This is a genomic window from Azospirillum sp. B21, assembly GCF_008364825.1.
Lineage (GTDB): Bacteria > Pseudomonadota > Alphaproteobacteria > Azospirillales > Azospirillaceae > Azospirillum.
Map to the genome: position 1 here is coordinate 21,643 of NZ_VTTO01000005.1, position 14,488 is coordinate 36,130.

Annotated in this window: 11 protein-coding genes; 9 read left to right on the forward strand and 2 right to left on the reverse strand. The window is 66.5% G+C overall.

Annotation, left to right across the window (positions count from 1 at the left end; all coding sequences use genetic code 11):
- The first annotated feature begins 19 nt into the window (after window positions 1-19).
- The 7 genes from FZ983_RS13620 (at window position 20) to FZ983_RS13650 (ending at window position 7,303) form a co-directional block, all read left to right on the forward strand.
- Window positions 20-1,057, forward strand: a complete 1,038-nt coding sequence (locus FZ983_RS13620) for a branched-chain amino acid ABC transporter permease (RefSeq protein ID WP_149224075.1) — start codon at window positions 20-22, stop codon at window positions 1,055-1,057.
- Window positions 1,054-2,931 carry a branched-chain amino acid ABC transporter ATP-binding protein/permease gene (locus FZ983_RS13625; protein ID WP_149224076.1) on the forward strand — a complete coding sequence of 626 codons (1,878 nt, stop codon included), beginning with the start codon at window positions 1,054-1,056 and terminating at the stop codon, window positions 2,929-2,931. The genes FZ983_RS13620 and FZ983_RS13625 overlap by 4 nt, the downstream gene beginning before the upstream one ends.
- Complete coding sequence (locus FZ983_RS13630) at window positions 2,928-3,677, forward strand: ABC transporter ATP-binding protein (RefSeq protein WP_149224077.1); 750 nt, start codon at window positions 2,928-2,930, stop codon at window positions 3,675-3,677. Before FZ983_RS13625 ends, FZ983_RS13630 begins: the two co-directional genes overlap by 4 nt.
- Entirely contained in the window at window positions 3,674-4,699 is a 1,026-nt protein-coding gene (locus FZ983_RS13635) for a 2-dehydropantoate 2-reductase (RefSeq protein ID WP_149224078.1), read from the forward strand. The genes FZ983_RS13630 and FZ983_RS13635 overlap by 4 nt, the downstream gene beginning before the upstream one ends.
- Before the next feature lie 26 nt (window positions 4,700-4,725).
- Entirely contained in the window at window positions 4,726-5,514 is a 789-nt protein-coding gene (locus FZ983_RS13640) for a class II aldolase/adducin family protein (protein ID WP_247883745.1), read from the forward strand.
- A gap of 94 nt (window positions 5,515-5,608) precedes the next feature.
- A complete protein-coding gene (locus FZ983_RS13645) occupies window positions 5,609-6,082 on the forward strand; it encodes a MarR family transcriptional regulator (protein WP_149224079.1) in 474 nt (157 codons plus the stop codon).
- A gap of 183 nt (window positions 6,083-6,265) precedes the next feature.
- The gene (locus FZ983_RS13650; protein WP_149224080.1) at window positions 6,266-7,303 is read left to right on the forward strand and encodes an aliphatic amidase; all 1,038 of its coding nucleotides are present in this window, start codon (window positions 6,266-6,268) and stop codon (window positions 7,301-7,303) included.
- Window positions 7,304-7,358: 55 nt separating this feature from the next.
- On the opposite strand, the gene FZ983_RS13655 is transcribed toward FZ983_RS13650, so the two are convergent.
- Both FZ983_RS13655 and FZ983_RS13660 read right to left on the reverse strand, forming a co-directional pair.
- On the reverse strand, window positions 7,359-8,324 hold the full coding sequence (locus tag FZ983_RS13655) for a response regulator transcription factor (protein WP_149224081.1): 966 nt from the start codon (window positions 8,322-8,324) through the stop codon (window positions 7,359-7,361).
- Window positions 8,293-11,721 carry an ATP-binding protein gene (locus tag FZ983_RS13660; RefSeq protein WP_149224082.1) on the reverse strand — a complete coding sequence of 1,143 codons (3,429 nt, stop codon included), beginning with the start codon at window positions 11,719-11,721 and terminating at the stop codon, window positions 8,293-8,295. The genes FZ983_RS13655 and FZ983_RS13660 overlap by 32 nt, the downstream gene beginning before the upstream one ends.
- 418 nt (window positions 11,722-12,139) lie before the next feature.
- Between FZ983_RS13660 and urtA the strand changes: the two genes are divergently transcribed.
- On the forward strand, window positions 12,140-13,414 hold the full coding sequence (urtA, locus tag FZ983_RS13665; protein ID WP_247883746.1) for an urea ABC transporter substrate-binding protein: 1,275 nt from the start codon (window positions 12,140-12,142) through the stop codon (window positions 13,412-13,414).
- A gap of 142 nt (window positions 13,415-13,556) precedes the next feature.
- Window positions 13,557-14,483 carry an urea ABC transporter permease subunit UrtB gene (gene urtB / locus FZ983_RS13670; RefSeq protein WP_149224083.1) on the forward strand — a complete coding sequence of 309 codons (927 nt, stop codon included), beginning with the start codon at window positions 13,557-13,559 and terminating at the stop codon, window positions 14,481-14,483.
- Window positions 14,484-14,488 lie beyond the last annotated feature (5 nt).

A 14,488-nucleotide genomic window follows, 5' to 3' on the forward strand; every position in this document is an offset into this window, starting at 1 on the left:
GAGCGAAGGGATACCGGTCATGAATCTCCAGATCGTCATGCTGCTGGGCCAGGACGGGATCACCAACGGCGCCATCTATGCGCTGTTGGCGCTGTCGATCCTGCTGGTCTTTACGGTGACCCGAATCCTTCTGATTCCGCAGGGCGAATTCGTCGCCTTCGCCGCCCTGACCATGGCCGCGATGCAGGGCGGAACCCCGGTCCGTCTGGGCTGGCTGCTGCTGGCGCTGGCCGCCGCCGCCCTGGTCATGGACAGTCATGCCGCATGGCGGCGCGACGGCCGCATCGCGGTGCGGCGCGGGCCGGCGCTGGGCGTCGCCTATGCCGCCGGACTGACCGCGCTGACCACGCTGGTGCCGCTGGCCGAAGCCGGCGTCGCGCTGCAGGCGCTGGTCACCATGGCATTGATCGTGCCGTTGGGGCTGGCGCTCTACCGTGTCTTCTACCAGCCGATCGCCGCGGCGCACCCGCTGGTGCTGCTGATTGTCTCCATCGCCGTGCATGTCGTGCTGGTCGGCGTCGGGCTGCTGATGTTCGGTCCGGAGGGCGCGCGGACGGAGCCGTTCTCCGACGGCGGCCTCAGGCTGGGCATGGTGATGCTGAACAGCCAGACCATCTGGGTGGTCGCGGTGTCGCTGGCCCTGATCCTGGGGCTGTACCTGTTCTTCGAGCGCAGCCTGTACGGCAAGGCGCTGCGCGCCGCCGCGGTCAACCGGCTGGGGGCAGAGCTGGTCGGCATCTCGCCGGAACTGGCGGGCAAGGCCAGCTTCGCGCTGGCGGCGCTGATCGGAAGCCTGTCCGGCATCCTGATCGCGCCCATCACCACGATCTATTACGACAGCGGCTTCATCATCAGCCTGAAGGGCTTCGTCGGCGCCATCATCGGCGGGCTGGCGAGCTACCCGGTCGCTGCACTGGGCGCCCTGCTGATCGGGCAGGCCGAATCCTTCTCCACCTTCTGGGCCAGCAGCTACAAGGAGGTGATCGTGTTCACGCTGATCCTTCCGGTACTGGTCTGGCGCTCCCTCTCCCACCATGGCGCGGAGGACGAGGAATGAAGCCCGGCGTGCTTTCCAAGACTCCGACCGTAAAACCGGCCGTCCCGATGCCCAAGCTGTCGCCGTCCGCCTGGATCCTGCTGGCCCTGCTGCCGGTGCTGGCTGTCGCACCGCTGGTCCTGCCGACTTATCAGGTCACGCTGGCCAACAACATCGGCATCTTCGCGCTGGCGACGCTGGGCCTCGTCCTGCTGACTGGCGTCGCCGGAATGACCAGCTTCGGACAGGCCGCATTCATCGGCGTCAGCGCCTATGCCACCGCCTATCTCGCCACCGTGTCCGCCGCCGACCTGCCGGGGCCGCTCGCCTGGATGGCGGGGTCGCCGCTGGCCGGGCTCGCGGTCGGGCTGGTGCTGACGTTCGCCGTCGCCACGGTGCTGGGGGCGGTGACACTGCGGCTGTCGGGGCATTACCTGCCGCTCGGCACCATCGCCTGGGGGCTGTCGCTGTTCTACTTGTTCGGCAATCTCGAGTTCCTCGGCGGCCACACCGGCCTGTCGGGCATCCCGGCGCTGAGCCTGTTCGGCATCGCCTTCGACCGGGCGGAGGCACTGTTCTACCTGATCTGGGCGATCCTGCTGCTGGCGGTGGTGGCGACGCTGAACCTGCTGGACTCCCGCGTCGGCCGCGCCATCCGGGCGCTGCGCGGCGGGCAGCGCATGTCTGAATCGATGGGCGTCGACAGCTTCCGCGCCAAGATGACCGCCTTCCTGGTCGCCGCTCTCTATGCCGGGCTGGCCGGCTGGCTCTATGCCTACACCCAACGCTTCGTCAGCCCGGCCCCCTTCAGCCTGCAGGCAGGCATCGACTTCCTGTTCATGGCGCTGATCGGCGGGGTCGGACAGGTCTGGGGCGCGGTGATCGGCGCGGCCGGCGTCACCTTCGCCAAGCAATGGCTGCAGGATCTGCTGCCGCACCTGCTGGGCCGTACCGGCAACTTCGAAGCCATCGTCTTCGGGCTGTTGATCGTGCTGCTGATGCAGCGCCTGCCCGGCGGCGTTGCCGGCTGGATCGCCAAGGTGTTCGAGCGGCGGAGGCATCGGCCGACCGGGGCGGTGGACGACGTGGATCTGCCCGCGGCCGAACCGCTCCCCCGCCGGGAGATGCCGGCCAAGGGCGAAGTGGTGCTGGAAGCCAAGGGGGTGACCCGCCGCTTCGGCGGGCTGGTCGCCAACCGCGACATCAGCTTCACCGTGCGGGCCGGCGAGATCCTGGCGGTTATCGGTCCGAACGGCGCCGGCAAGAGCACGCTGTTCAACCAGCTCTCCTGCGTCGACCATCCGACCTCTGGCGAGATTCTGTTCCGCGGCGAGCGCATCGACGGCCGCACCGCCCGCGCCATGGCCGGCGCCGGCCTCAGCCGCAGCTTCCAGCACGTCAAGCTGCTCCCCACCATGTCCGTGCTGGAGAATGTCGCCATCGGCGCCCATCTGCGCGGCTCCAAGGGCGTTGCCGCCGCAGCATTGCGGCTGGACCGGGCGGAGGAGGCGCGGCTGCTGGACGAGGCGCGGCGCCAGCTGATCCGCGTTGGGCTCGGCCAATACCTGCATGTCGAGGCGGGCAGCCTCGCGCTCGGCCAGCAGCGCATCCTGGAGATCGCCCGCGCGCTGTGCGCCGATCCCTGCCTGCTGCTGCTGGACGAGCCGGCCGCCGGCCTGCGTTTCCTGGAAAAGCAGGCGCTGGCCGAGCTGCTGGTTAAGCTGCGGTCGGAGGGGATGGCGATCCTGTTGGTCGAACATGACATGGACTTCGTCATGGGGCTGGTCGACCGCGTTTATGTGATGGAGTTCGGCGAGCGCATCGCCGAGGGACCACCCGAGACGATCCAGACCAATCCGGCCGTTCTCGAAGCCTATCTGGGAGGTGTCGAATGAGCGCGCCACTGCTGGAGGTCACCGACCTCTGCGTCTCCTACGGCAAGATCGAGGCGCTGAGCAACGCCAGCCTGCGGGTAGGCGAGGGGCAGATCGTCACCGTCATCGGCCCGAATGGCGCCGGCAAGACCACGCTTCTGTCCGCCATCATGGGCGTGCTGCCGTCGCGCGGCCGGGTCAGCTTCCTTGGCCATGACGGGCAGTCGCCGGCCATTCAGGACATGGTGGCGCGCGGCATGAGCCTCGTGCCGGAAAAGCGCGCCTTGTTCGCCACCATGAGCGTGGAGGACAATCTGCGGCTCGGCGGCTTCCGTTTCCATTCGCGGTCGAAGCGCGAGCAGGACGCGGCGATGGAGGAACTCTACTCCCTGTTCCCGCGGCTGAAGGAGCGGCGCGGCCAGATGGCGGCGACGCTGTCGGGTGGCGAGCGGCAGATGCTGGCGCTGGCGCGCGCTCTGATGGGCGGGCCGAAGCTGCTGATGCTGGACGAACCGTCGCTGGGATTGGCGCCGCTGATCGTGCGCGAGGTCTTCCGCATCATCGCCGAACTGCGGAGCAAAGGCGTGTCGATCCTGCTGATCGAACAGAACGCACGGGCGGCGCTGCGCGTTGCCGACTATGCCTATGTGCTGGAGCTGGGGCGCATCGCCATGGAGGGGCCGGCGTCGCAACTGGCCCACGATCCGCGCGTGGTGGCGGCCTATCTCGGCATGGCCGGTAAGCATCAGGAGATGCTCGCCTCATGACGGAGCCGGACTGGCGAGAGGGTTCAAAAGAGGGGCGCTGGCATGTCGGGATCGCCGGGGCGGGGGCGATCGGCACCACGCTGGCGGTTCGCATCGCCCGCGCCGGCCACCGCGTCGGCGTGCTGGCCCGCGGCGCGACGCTGGAGGTCATCCGGCAGGACGGGCTGCACCTGACCGACCGCGAGGGCGAGCATCATGTGCGGGTGGCGGCCGGGCCGGCGGAGGAACTGGGGCAACCGGACCTGCTGTTCCTCTGCGCCAAGGCGCAGGACCTGCTGCCGCTGGTGCGCGCCGCCCGGCCGATGATCGGGCCGGACACCCTGGTCGTCCCGGTGGTGAACGGTATTCCCTGGTGGTATTTCGAGGGGGAGGGCGGACGCCACCAGGGCCGCGCCGTCCGCGCCGTCGATCCCGACGGGGCGCTGAAGGATCTGGTGCCGCTCGACCGCGTGATCGGCGCCATCGCCTACATCACGGCGGAGCGGATGGCCCCCGGCGTCGCCCGCAGCTTCAACCCGCTGAAGCTGATCCTGGGGGAGATCGACCATCGCCCCAGCGAGCGCCTCGCGCGCGTCGTCGCCATGCTGACCGCCTGCGGCATCCACACCCAGGCGAGCGGGCGGGTGCGCGATCCCTTGTGGACCAAGGTGATCGCCAATCTCTCCTCCAACCCGCTGTCGGTGGTGTCGGGGGCGACGCTGCAGGACATTTATGGCGACCCGTCGCTGTCGCAGATCGCCCGGCAGATGCTGTCGGAAGCGCTGTTGACCGCCGCCGCCTATGGCGCGCGGATCGAGCTGGACCCGGAATCGCTGCTGGCGATGGGGGCCGGGATGGGGCCGGTGAAGACCTCCATGCTCCAGGATTTCGAGAAAGGGCTGCCGCTGGAACTCTCCGCCATCTGCGAGGCCGTCATCGAACTGGCCGAGCTGCAGGGGCTGTCCATGCCGCTGACCCGCAACATCGCCATTCTCGCCCGCTTCAAGAGCGACAGCGCGCTGCGCGCCGCCGCGGGCCTGTAACCTCCATCCGAAGAGGACCGCAAATCATGATGACCGCCACTGCCCCGAAGCTCGGCCACAACAGCATCGTGAAGCCCGATCACATCGGCGAGGAGGAGTGGGCGCTGCGCTGCCAGTTGGCCGACTGCTATCACCTCGTCGACTTCATGGGCTGGACCGAGACGATCTTCAACCACATCTCCGCCCGGCTGCCGGGGCCGGCGCACCATTATCTGGTGAACCCCTTCGGCCTCAACTACACCGAGGTGACGCCGGCCAACCTGCTGAAGGTCGGACTGGACGGCGAGAAGCTGGAGCCGTCGCCCTATGACGCCAACCCGGCCGGCTTCGCCCTGCACAGCGCCATCCACGAGGCGCGCGACGACATCCATTGCGTGATCCACACCCACACGACCGAGGTGTCGGCCATCGTGCAGAAGAAGCAGGCCTTCTCGCACAATGACTTCTATGGCGCCCAGCTCTATGGCCGCGTCGGCTACCATGCCTTCGAGGGCATCACGCTGTTCGCCGACGAGAAGCCGCGCATGCTGGAAAGCCTGGGCGACAAGCATATCCTGGTGCTGCGCAACCACGGCATCGCGGTGGGTGAGTCCAGTATCGCCAAGACCTTCTTCCTGCTGTGGACGGTGCAGCGCGCCGCCGAGATCCAGACCCTGGCCGATAGCATGCGCGGAGAGGATGTGGAGTTGTCCACCGAGGTCCGGCAGAAATGCAGCGACCTGACCGCCATGCTGATCCGCGACAGCGGCTTCGCCGTGAAATTCTTCGACGCCATGGTGCGCAAGATGCGGGCGGAGCGCGGACCGGGCTGGTGAGCGGTCGCGCCGCCGCAAGGCGTTTGGCAAGCCAACCGGCGATTGGTACAACAGGGCCCCGGCCTCGCCAAACGCTGGATAGACATTGGGCATCATGGCCATTACGAAAAAACTTCGCCGCTACATCCCGTCGGACCCCGAATTCAAGGTCGAGGAATTCCCCTTCTATTGGCTTGCCCGTGTCCAGGGCATCTACACCCAGAAGATGGAAACGGCGCTGAAACGGATCGGCACCGATATCCCGACCTGGCGGGTGCTGTTCATTCTGAAGACGCACGGCACGTCGAGCATTTCAGAGATCTCGACCCACGCCATCGTCAAGCTGTCGACCATGACCCGCATCGTCTACCGCATGAAGGCGGAAGGGTTGGTGGACACCGGCACCAACGCCGATGATGGCCGCGTCACCGAGGTGACGATGACCCCGGCCGGCCATGCGCTGGTCGAACGCATCCAGGAGGCGACGGAAAGGCTGTTCGCCCGCAGCTTCGACGGGATGTCGGAATCGCAGATCGGCAAGCTGAACGCGACCCTGCAGCAGCTCTACGGCAATCTGGCGGAGGATTGAGCGACTTGTCGCGGCGTTGAGCCCCTCGACTGGCTCATACGGGGAATCGCGTATTCCCGTCGGCCTGCCGCGCCCCGATGATGGATCGAGACAAACAAGGGTGCGCAAACGATGCGGAAGCCGGATACTCACCCCGCTTTCCGTGCGCGCCGTCTCATGCCCCCGTCATGCAGGGAGACTGAAATGATCCACGGCGATATCACCAGCAGCAACGACACCGTCGGCGTCGCTGTCGTCAATTACAAGATGCCGCGCCTTCACACCAAGGCGGAGGTGCTGGAGAACGCGCAGAAGATCGCCGACATGCTGGTCGGCATGAAGACGGGCCTGCCCGGCCTCGACCTCGTGATCTTCCCCGAATACTCGACGCACGGAATCATGTACGATTCCAAGGAGATGTTCGAAACCGCCGCCACCATTCCCGGCGACGAAACCGAGATCTTCGCCGCCGCCTGCCGCAAGGCGAAGGTATGGGGCGTCTTCTCCCTCACCGGCGAGCGGCACGAGGAGCATCCGCACAAGGTGCCCTACAACACGCTGATCCTGATGAACGACAAGGGCGAGATCGTACAGAAGTACCGCAAGATCATGCCCTGGGTGCCGATCGAAGGCTGGTATCCCGGCAACAGCACCTATGTGTCGGACGGGCCTAAGGGGCTGAAGGTCAGCCTGATCATCTGCGACGACGGCAATTACCCCGAGATCTGGCGCGACTGCGCCATGAAGGGGGCCGAGTTGATCGTGCGCTGCCAGGGCTACATGTATCCGGCCAAGGACCAGCAGGTGCTGATGGCGAAGGCGATGGCCTGGGCCAACAACGTTTATGTCGCGGTGGCGAATGCCGCCGGCTTCGACGGGGTCTATTCCTATTTCGGCCATTCCGCCATCGTCGGCTTCGACGGCCGGACGCTGGGCGAATGCGGCGAGGAGGAGTACGGCATCCAGTACGCCCAGCTGTCCAAGACGCTGATCCGCGACTTCCGTAGGAACGGGCAGTCGGAGAACCACCTCTTCAAGCTGGTTCATCGCGGTTATACCGGCATGATCAACTCCGGCGACGGCGAGAAGGGCGAAGCGGCCTGCCCCTACGACTTCTATCGCCAGTGGGTGAACGACCCGGAGGGCACGCGGGCGAAGGTGGAGGCCCTCACCCGGCCGACGGTCGGCACGCCCGAATGCCCGATGGAGGGCATTCCGACGAAGGAACCGGTCTACGGCTGATCGGGCGTCGCGGGAGCGGGGCTTCCCTCTCTCCCGCTTCCCGGGGCCGGGACGGCTACCGCCCGTTCAGCGTACGCACCGCCAGCGCGGCGGCGGCGGCGCGGTTCTCGACGCCGAGTTTCGAATAGATCTGTTCCAGATGTTTGTCGACCGTGCGGGGGCTGAGGCCCAGGATCTCGGCGATGTCGCGGTTGGGCTTGCCGTTGGCGATCCACATCAGCACCTCCGCCTCCCGTGCGGTCAGCGACAGCTTGTCCTTCAGCAGGGCGTCGTCGCCGGCGCCGTTCTCCTCCACCAGCTGCAGCAGGATTTCGTCGGGACCGGTCTGGCCGACCGGGCTGAGGCGCAGGATGCGGCCGTCCGTCCCAGTGGCGATCACCACGCTGTCCGCCTTGCGTCCTGATCCACTGCCAGAACCTCTGCCAGATGGCCCGCCAACCTGCCGCTCGGCCAGCCAGCGCCGCGCCTCCTCCGGCAGGGATACCCCGTTTCCCGTATCGGCGCCGAAGGCGGACTCCAGCATGCGGGTGGTCTGCGGCGTGCACCACAGAACCTCGCCCTTGTGGTTGGCGGCCAGCAGGGTGCGGCCGGTCACGTCGAGCGCCGCCCGCGTGCTCTGCGCCACGCGGGCGTTGGCGAGATGGGCGTACATGCGGGCGATCAGCGTTTCGGCGACGATGGGTTTTGTGACGTAATCGACCCCACCGGCGGCGAAGCCCTTCAGGATATGTTCGGTTTCGGTCAGGCCGGTCATGAAGATGACCGGAACATGGGCGACCTGGCTGCTGCGCTTCAGCTGTCGGCAGGTCTCGAAGCCGTCCAGCCCCGGCATGATCGCGTCCATCAGGATCACGTCGGGCGTCACCTGCTCCAGCAGGGCCAACGCCTTGCGGCCGTCCAGTGCCACCAGAACGGTCACGCCGGCCTCCTCCAACGCATCGGTCAGGAAGCTGAGGGCTTCGGGCGAATCGTCAACGACGAGGACGACGTCACGCGGTCTGGTTGCGGATTTCATCGTCATGGCTGGGTTCGTCATGGCTGTCATCGCGGTAAACCGCCTCCAGCGCGGCCATATACTGGTTCAGATCGTAGTTGCTGACGAGCGTGCGCATGCGGCCGACGAAGCGGTCCAGCTCCGGATGGGCGGCGGCGATCTCGGCCAGCTTGGCCTGCATGCCGCGGACATAGCCGATGCGGCCGAGATGGATCAGCTCGGCGATGTGGTGCTGTGGCGGCAGCTCCGACGCGGCGAAGACCGGCGGGCCGTCGTCGCTGCCGGCCGTCGTCTCATACTCCCACTCGATGCCGCGCAGCTGGCCGATGCAGGCCAGCAGCTTCGGGATGGACACCGGCTTGGCGACGAAGCCGTCATGCGGCTGGCCGGGAGCGGGGGCGGAGCGGTCCTCCCGCGTGTCGGCCGAGACAAGGACGATGGTGGTCTCACTGTGGCCGGTGGCGCGCAGGTGCCGGGCGACGTCCAGCCCGTTCATGCCGGGCATCGAGATGTCGAGCAGCAGAATGTCCGGTCGGTGCAGCTCCGCCATGGCGACGCAGTTCGGGCCGTCGGTCGCCTTGAACACGGTGAAGCCCAGCTCGGCCAGCAGGTCGGCCAGCAGGTTGCGGTGGGCGAGGTCGTCGTCGGTGACCAGCACGGTCAAACGGGCCCCGCGATAGCCGCGGATCGGATGGTCGGGCTGGGCGGCGGCGGTGGACAGCATCGCCGCCGACATCATCAGCCGCACCCGGAACAGGCTGCCCTTGCCGGGTGTGCTGGTCACGGTGATCTCGCCGCCCATCACCTCGGTCAGCAGCTTGGTGATGGTCAGGCCGAGACCCATGCCCGGCACCATCGGGTTGGCGGCCGACCCGCGCTCGAACGGCTGGAAGATCCGCTCGCGGTCCTCGGGAGCGATGCCGGGGCCGGTGTCCTCCACCTCGAACTCCGCGATCTGGCTGCGGTGGCGCACGCGCAGGCAGACCGTGCCGGCGTCGGTGAATTTGATGGCGTTGGACAGCAGGTTGATGAGGATCTGGCGGATGCGGCCTTCGTCGGTGAAGACGACCGGCGGCAGATCCTCCGGCGCCTCGAAGCGGAAGGCGATGCCCTTGGCCTCCGCCTGCAGGTGGAACATGCCGACGAGCTGGTCGAGCAGCTCGCCGAAGCGGACCTCCGCCCGGTTCAGCTGCAACCGGCCGCTTTCGATCTTCGACACATCCAGCAGCCCGTCGAGCAGGCCGGACAGATGCTCGGCGCTGCGCCGGATGACGCGGACGGCGTCGACGCGGTGCGGCGGCATGGCGGGGTCGCGCTCCAGCATCTGCGAATAGCCGAAGATGGCGCTCAACGGCGTGCGGAACTCGTGGCCGATGCCGACCAAGTAACGGCTCTTGGCGAGGTTCGCCGCCTCCGACGCCTCCTTCGCCTTCTGAAGCTGGGCATCGGTGCGTTCATGGGCCTCGATCTCCTGCATCAGCAGGTCGGTCTGCTTGCGCGTTTCCTCCTGCGCCACCTTGCGGCTTTCGCGGGCCAGCACGAACAGCCAGGTGGCGACGCCGGCCACGATCATCAGGATGAAGAAGACCTTCCACAGCGTGCTGCGGATCAACGCCTGCGCCTCCGCGTTCACGGACGCGACCTCGACATAGACCAGCGACAGCACGGCGCCGACCGCCAGCCCCAACATCAACAGCACCGCCAGGTAATGGCCCAGCCGCGCCTTCAGTGCCGTCGCGGCCCTCGCCGGCAGGACGGCGTCGAGCGCGTGGCGCAGTTGCACGCCCAGACGGGCGTCGCTCTTGCAGCCGTCGCCGCAGCGGGCGTCCAGCGAACAGCAGAGCGAGCAGATCGCCCCGGCATAGACCGGGCAGAAGGCCATGTCGTCCGGCTCGAAGGCATGCTGGCAGATGCGGCAGCGGATCGCCTCCTCCCCGTTCCAGCTGTCGAAAGGACGACGCGCGATGTAATACTCGCCGCGGGTCGCCCAGGCGATGACGGGTGCCGCGATGAACGCGGTGGCGAAGGCGAGGAAGGGCGCGCAGACCTTCAGCGTCGGCCCCAGCGCGCCGAGGAAAGCCAGCATCGACAGGATCGTCGCCAACAGCATGGCGCCGACGCCCACGGGATTGATGTCGTAGAGGTGGGCGCGCTTGAACTCGACATGACGCGGGCTGAGGCCCAACGGCTTGTTCACCACCAGATCGGCCACCAGCGCGCCGATCCACGACGCGGCGACGCTGGAATAGAGCCCCAGCACCGGTTCCAGCGTCTTGTAGATGCCCAATTCCATCAGCATCAGGCCGATGACGACGTTGAACACCACCCACACCACCCGGCCGGGATGGCTGTGGGTGAGGCGTGAGAAGAAGTTCGACCAGGCGATGGAGCCGGCATAGGTGTTGGTGACGTTGATCTTCAGCTGCGACAGCACGACGAACAGGCCGGTCAGACCCAGCGCAAGCTGCGGCGACGGCGTCACATACTGGAAGGCGACGAGGTACATCCGCGTCGGCTCCGCCGCCAGTTCCAGCGGGACGGCGTTCTGCAGAGCCAGCACCACCAGGAAGGATCCCAGCAGCAGCTTGATCGTGCCGATGACGATCCAGCCCGGACCGGCCGCCACCAGCGCCGCCCACCAGTACAGCCGCTTGCGTCCCCGGGCATCGGGGTCGTAAGGCAGGAAGCGGATGAAATCGACCTGTTCGCCGATCTGTGCCAGCAGCGAGAACACCACCGACGCCGCGGCACCGAACAGCATCAGGTCGAAACCGCCGCCGCCAGCTTCCGCCGCCCGGCCGGTGAAGCCGGTCCAGGCGGTGAAGGCGTCGCCGTCCTGGATGGCGATGAACAGGAAGGGCAGGGCGTGCAGCGTCAGCCACAGCGGCTGTGTCCACAGCTGGATACGGCTGATGACCGTGAAGCCGTAGGCGACCAGCGGGATCACCACGAGCGAACTGACCACATAGCCGGCGGCCAGCGGCAGGCCGACCACCATCTCCAGCGCGGTCGCCATGATCGCCGCCTCGATGGCGAAGAAGATGAACGTGAAGGAGGCGTAGATCAGCGACGTGATGGTGGAGCCGATATAGCCGAAGCCGGCGCCGCGCGTCAGCAGATCCATGTCCACGCCGTATTTGCTGGCGTAGTAGCTGATCGGCAGCGCGCTGGCGAAGATCAGGAGGGCGCCGGCCAGGATGGCGAGCACCGCGTTGGTGAAGCCGTAGCCGAGCGTGATCGATCCGCCGATGGCCTCCAGCGCCAGGAAGGAGATCGAGCCCAACGCGGTGTTGGCGACCCGCGACGGCGACCAGCGCCGCGCCTTGCGCGCGGTGAAGCGCAGCGCGTAATCCTCCAGCGTCTGGTTGGCGACCCACCTGTTGTAGGTCCGCCGGACCGCGACCACCCTCTGGCGCCCCGCCATCGGCCCCATTCACCCTCCCGACAGATTGTTCGCAAGACGGATTGTTTCTTCCTGCTTCTCCGGCTCTGTTCGGCAGTAAATTCCTTGATGCGCCCAGTCTGACAAAACGAAATCGGAAGAACAACAAAACGAAAGAGTGCAGATCTTCTGCGCGAGTACGCGGGCCGTCCACTCGCTTCTCGGTGGTTGCGAGCGCCCGGCCGTCGTCAGACTGACGTCAGTGTATAACCATTTGCCGCCCGGCACCCCTATACGCAAATCCACGTATTGCTGCGCCGCACCGATCGGTCAACCATCGGACCGTCCAGTCGCGGATCGTTCCGCCAACTCCCCCAAAAAATACCGCCTTTCAAAAAGGGCCGCGCTCGATGGCCGGCGACCTTTTGCAAGGCGATAACGGCCAACATCAGGAGGTTTCATGTCCTCTGACAAGATGGATGCGGACAAGCTCAATGGCGGCATTCCGTCGCCGCTCCGCCGCAAGCTCCTCCTCGGCATGGCGGCGCTGCCCGCCGTCGGACTGCTGCCGCGCGGCGCGCTGGCCCAGGCGCTGCCCACCAGCGCCGTCAACACGACGAAGCTGGCGGTCACCGATGGCACGGTGAAGGTCGGCATCCTGCACTCCACCACCGGCACCATGGCCATCTCCGAAACCGGCTCGGTGCAGGCCGAAAAACTGGCCATCGCCCAGATCAACGAGATGGGCGGCGTACTCGGCCGCAAGATCGAGGTGATCCAGGAGGACGGAGCCAGCGACTGGCCGACCTTCGCCGAAAAGGCACGCAAGCTGCTGGTGGAAGACAAGGTGGCGGCGGTGTTCGGCTGCTGGACCTCGGCTTCGCGCAAGGCGGTGCTGCCGGTGTTCGAGCAGTACAACGGCATGCTCTATTACCCGACCTTCTACGAAGGGCTGGAGCAGTCGAAGAACGTCATCTACACCGGCCAGGAAGCGACGCAGCAGATCCTCGCCGGGCTGGACTGGGTAACGAAGGAGAAGGGGGCCAAGTCCTTCTTCCTGATCGGCTCCGACTACATCTGGCCGCGCACCTCCAACAAGATCGCCCGCAAGCATATCGAGATGAAGGGCCAGAAGGTGGTGGGCGAGGAGTATTTCCCGCTTGGCCACACCCAGTTCAACTCGGTCATCAACAAGATCAAGCTGACCAAGCCGGACGTCATCTACGCCTCGGTCGTCGGCGGGTCGAACGTCGCCTTCTACAAGCAGATGAAGGCCGCGGGCATCGACCTGAACAAGCAGACGCTGATGACCATCTCCGTCACCGAGGACGAGATGCTGGGCATCGGCGGCGAGAACATCGCCGGCGCCTATGCCTGCATGAAGTATTTCCAGTCGCTGAAGAACCCCAACAACGAAAAGTTCGTCGCCGCCTTCAAGAAGATGTGGGGCGGGGAGAGCGTCATCGGCGACGTGACCCAGGCGGGCTATCTCGGCCCCTGGCTGTGGAAGCTGACGGCGGAGAAGGCGCAGAGCTTCGACATCGACAAGATCGCCGCCGCGTCGGCCGGCATCGAGTTCACCGGCGCGCCGGAAGGCTATGTCCGCGTCCACGAGAACCATCACCTGTGGAGCAAGACCCGCGTCGGCCGCGCCCGCACCGACGGCCAGTTCGACGTGGTCTACGAGACGGCGGACCTGATCGAGCCGAACCCGTTCCCGAAGGGCTACCAGTAAGGGGAGTTAGACCCCCACCCTAACCCTCCCCCGCTTCGCAGGGGAGGGAACTGCCGCCGAACGCCGACAAAGCTCCTGTCCCCCTCCCCCGCGAGAGCGGGGGAGGGTTGGGGTGGGGGCAAGTGTGACGGGAGTTCCCATCATGTTCGAGGGCTACAGCCTGGCCGAGCTCGGGTCGATCTTTGCGATGCAGGGATTCGCGGGGCTCATCCTGTTTTCCGTTTTCGTGCTGATGGCGCTGGGCCTCGCCATCATCTTCGGGCAGATGGGCGTCATCAACATGGCGCATGGGGAGTTCATGATCCTCGGCGCCTATGTGACCTATCTCTGCTCCACCTTCATTTCCAATTACGCGCCGGCCCTGTTCCCGGCCTATTTCTTCGTCGCCATGATCCTGGCCTTCTTCGCCAGCGGGGCGCTGGGGATGCTGGTGGAATGGGGGATGATCCGCTTCCTCTACCGCCGGCCGCTCGACACGCTACTGGCGACCTGGGGATTGAGCCTGATCCTTCAGCAGATCTTCCGCTCCGTCTTCGGTGCGCGGGAGGTCGGCGTGGTGCTGCCGGACTGGCTCATGGGGTCGGTCGCCGTCACCGACACCATCGAGGTGCCGATCAACGGCCTGTTCGTGATGGGCCTGACCATCGCCATCACCGTCGTGATCTACGCCGTGATGTTCCGCTCCCGCTGGGGTCAGGGCGTGCGGGCGGTGATGCAGAACCGGGTGATGGCCGGCGCCGTCGGCATCAACACCGAGAAGGTCGACCGCTACACCTTCGGGCTCGGCTGCGGCATCGCCGGGGTGGCGGGCAGCGCCTTCACCATGGTGGGCTCGACCGGTCCGACCTCCGGCCAGCTCTATATCGTCGACACCTTCCTGGTGGTGGTGTTCGGCGGCGCCCAGAGCCTGATCGGCACCATTGCGTCCGCCTTCACCATCAGCCAGGCGCAGTCGACGATGGAGTTCTTCCTCAGCGGCTCGACCGCCAAGGTGCTGACGCTTCTGACTGTCGTCGTGATCCTGATGCTGCGCCCGCAGGGCCTGTTCGTCCTCAAAGTCCGCCGCTGAGGAGC

What these genes read in the sequence shown, in the direction of transcription:
- FZ983_RS13620 (WP_149224075.1), top strand. Translation starts at nt 20, where the DNA reads ATGAATCTCCAGATCGTCATGCTGCTGGGCCAGGACGGGATCACCAAC.
- FZ983_RS13625 (WP_149224076.1), top strand. Translation starts at nt 1,054, where the DNA reads ATGAAGCCCGGCGTGCTTTCCAAGACTCCGACCGTAAAACCGGCCGTC.
- FZ983_RS13630 (WP_149224077.1), top strand. Translation starts at nt 2,928, where the DNA reads ATGAGCGCGCCACTGCTGGAGGTCACCGACCTCTGCGTCTCCTACGGC.
- FZ983_RS13635 (WP_149224078.1), top strand. Translation starts at nt 3,674, where the DNA reads ATGACGGAGCCGGACTGGCGAGAGGGTTCAAAAGAGGGGCGCTGGCAT.
- FZ983_RS13640 (WP_247883745.1), top strand. Translation starts at nt 4,726, where the DNA reads ATGATGACCGCCACTGCCCCGAAGCTCGGCCACAACAGCATCGTGAAG.
- FZ983_RS13645 (WP_149224079.1), top strand. Translation starts at nt 5,609, where the DNA reads ATGGCCATTACGAAAAAACTTCGCCGCTACATCCCGTCGGACCCCGAA.
- FZ983_RS13650 (WP_149224080.1), top strand. Translation starts at nt 6,266, where the DNA reads ATGATCCACGGCGATATCACCAGCAGCAACGACACCGTCGGCGTCGCT.
- FZ983_RS13655 (WP_149224081.1), bottom strand. Translation starts at nt 8,324, where the DNA reads ATGACGATGAAATCCGCAACCAGACCGCGTGACGTCGTCCTCGTCGTT.
- FZ983_RS13660 (WP_149224082.1), bottom strand. Translation starts at nt 11,721, where the DNA reads ATGGCGGGGCGCCAGAGGGTGGTCGCGGTCCGGCGGACCTACAACAGG.
- urtA (WP_247883746.1), top strand. Translation starts at nt 12,140, where the DNA reads ATGTCCTCTGACAAGATGGATGCGGACAAGCTCAATGGCGGCATTCCG.
- urtB (WP_149224083.1), top strand. Translation starts at nt 13,557, where the DNA reads ATGTTCGAGGGCTACAGCCTGGCCGAGCTCGGGTCGATCTTTGCGATG.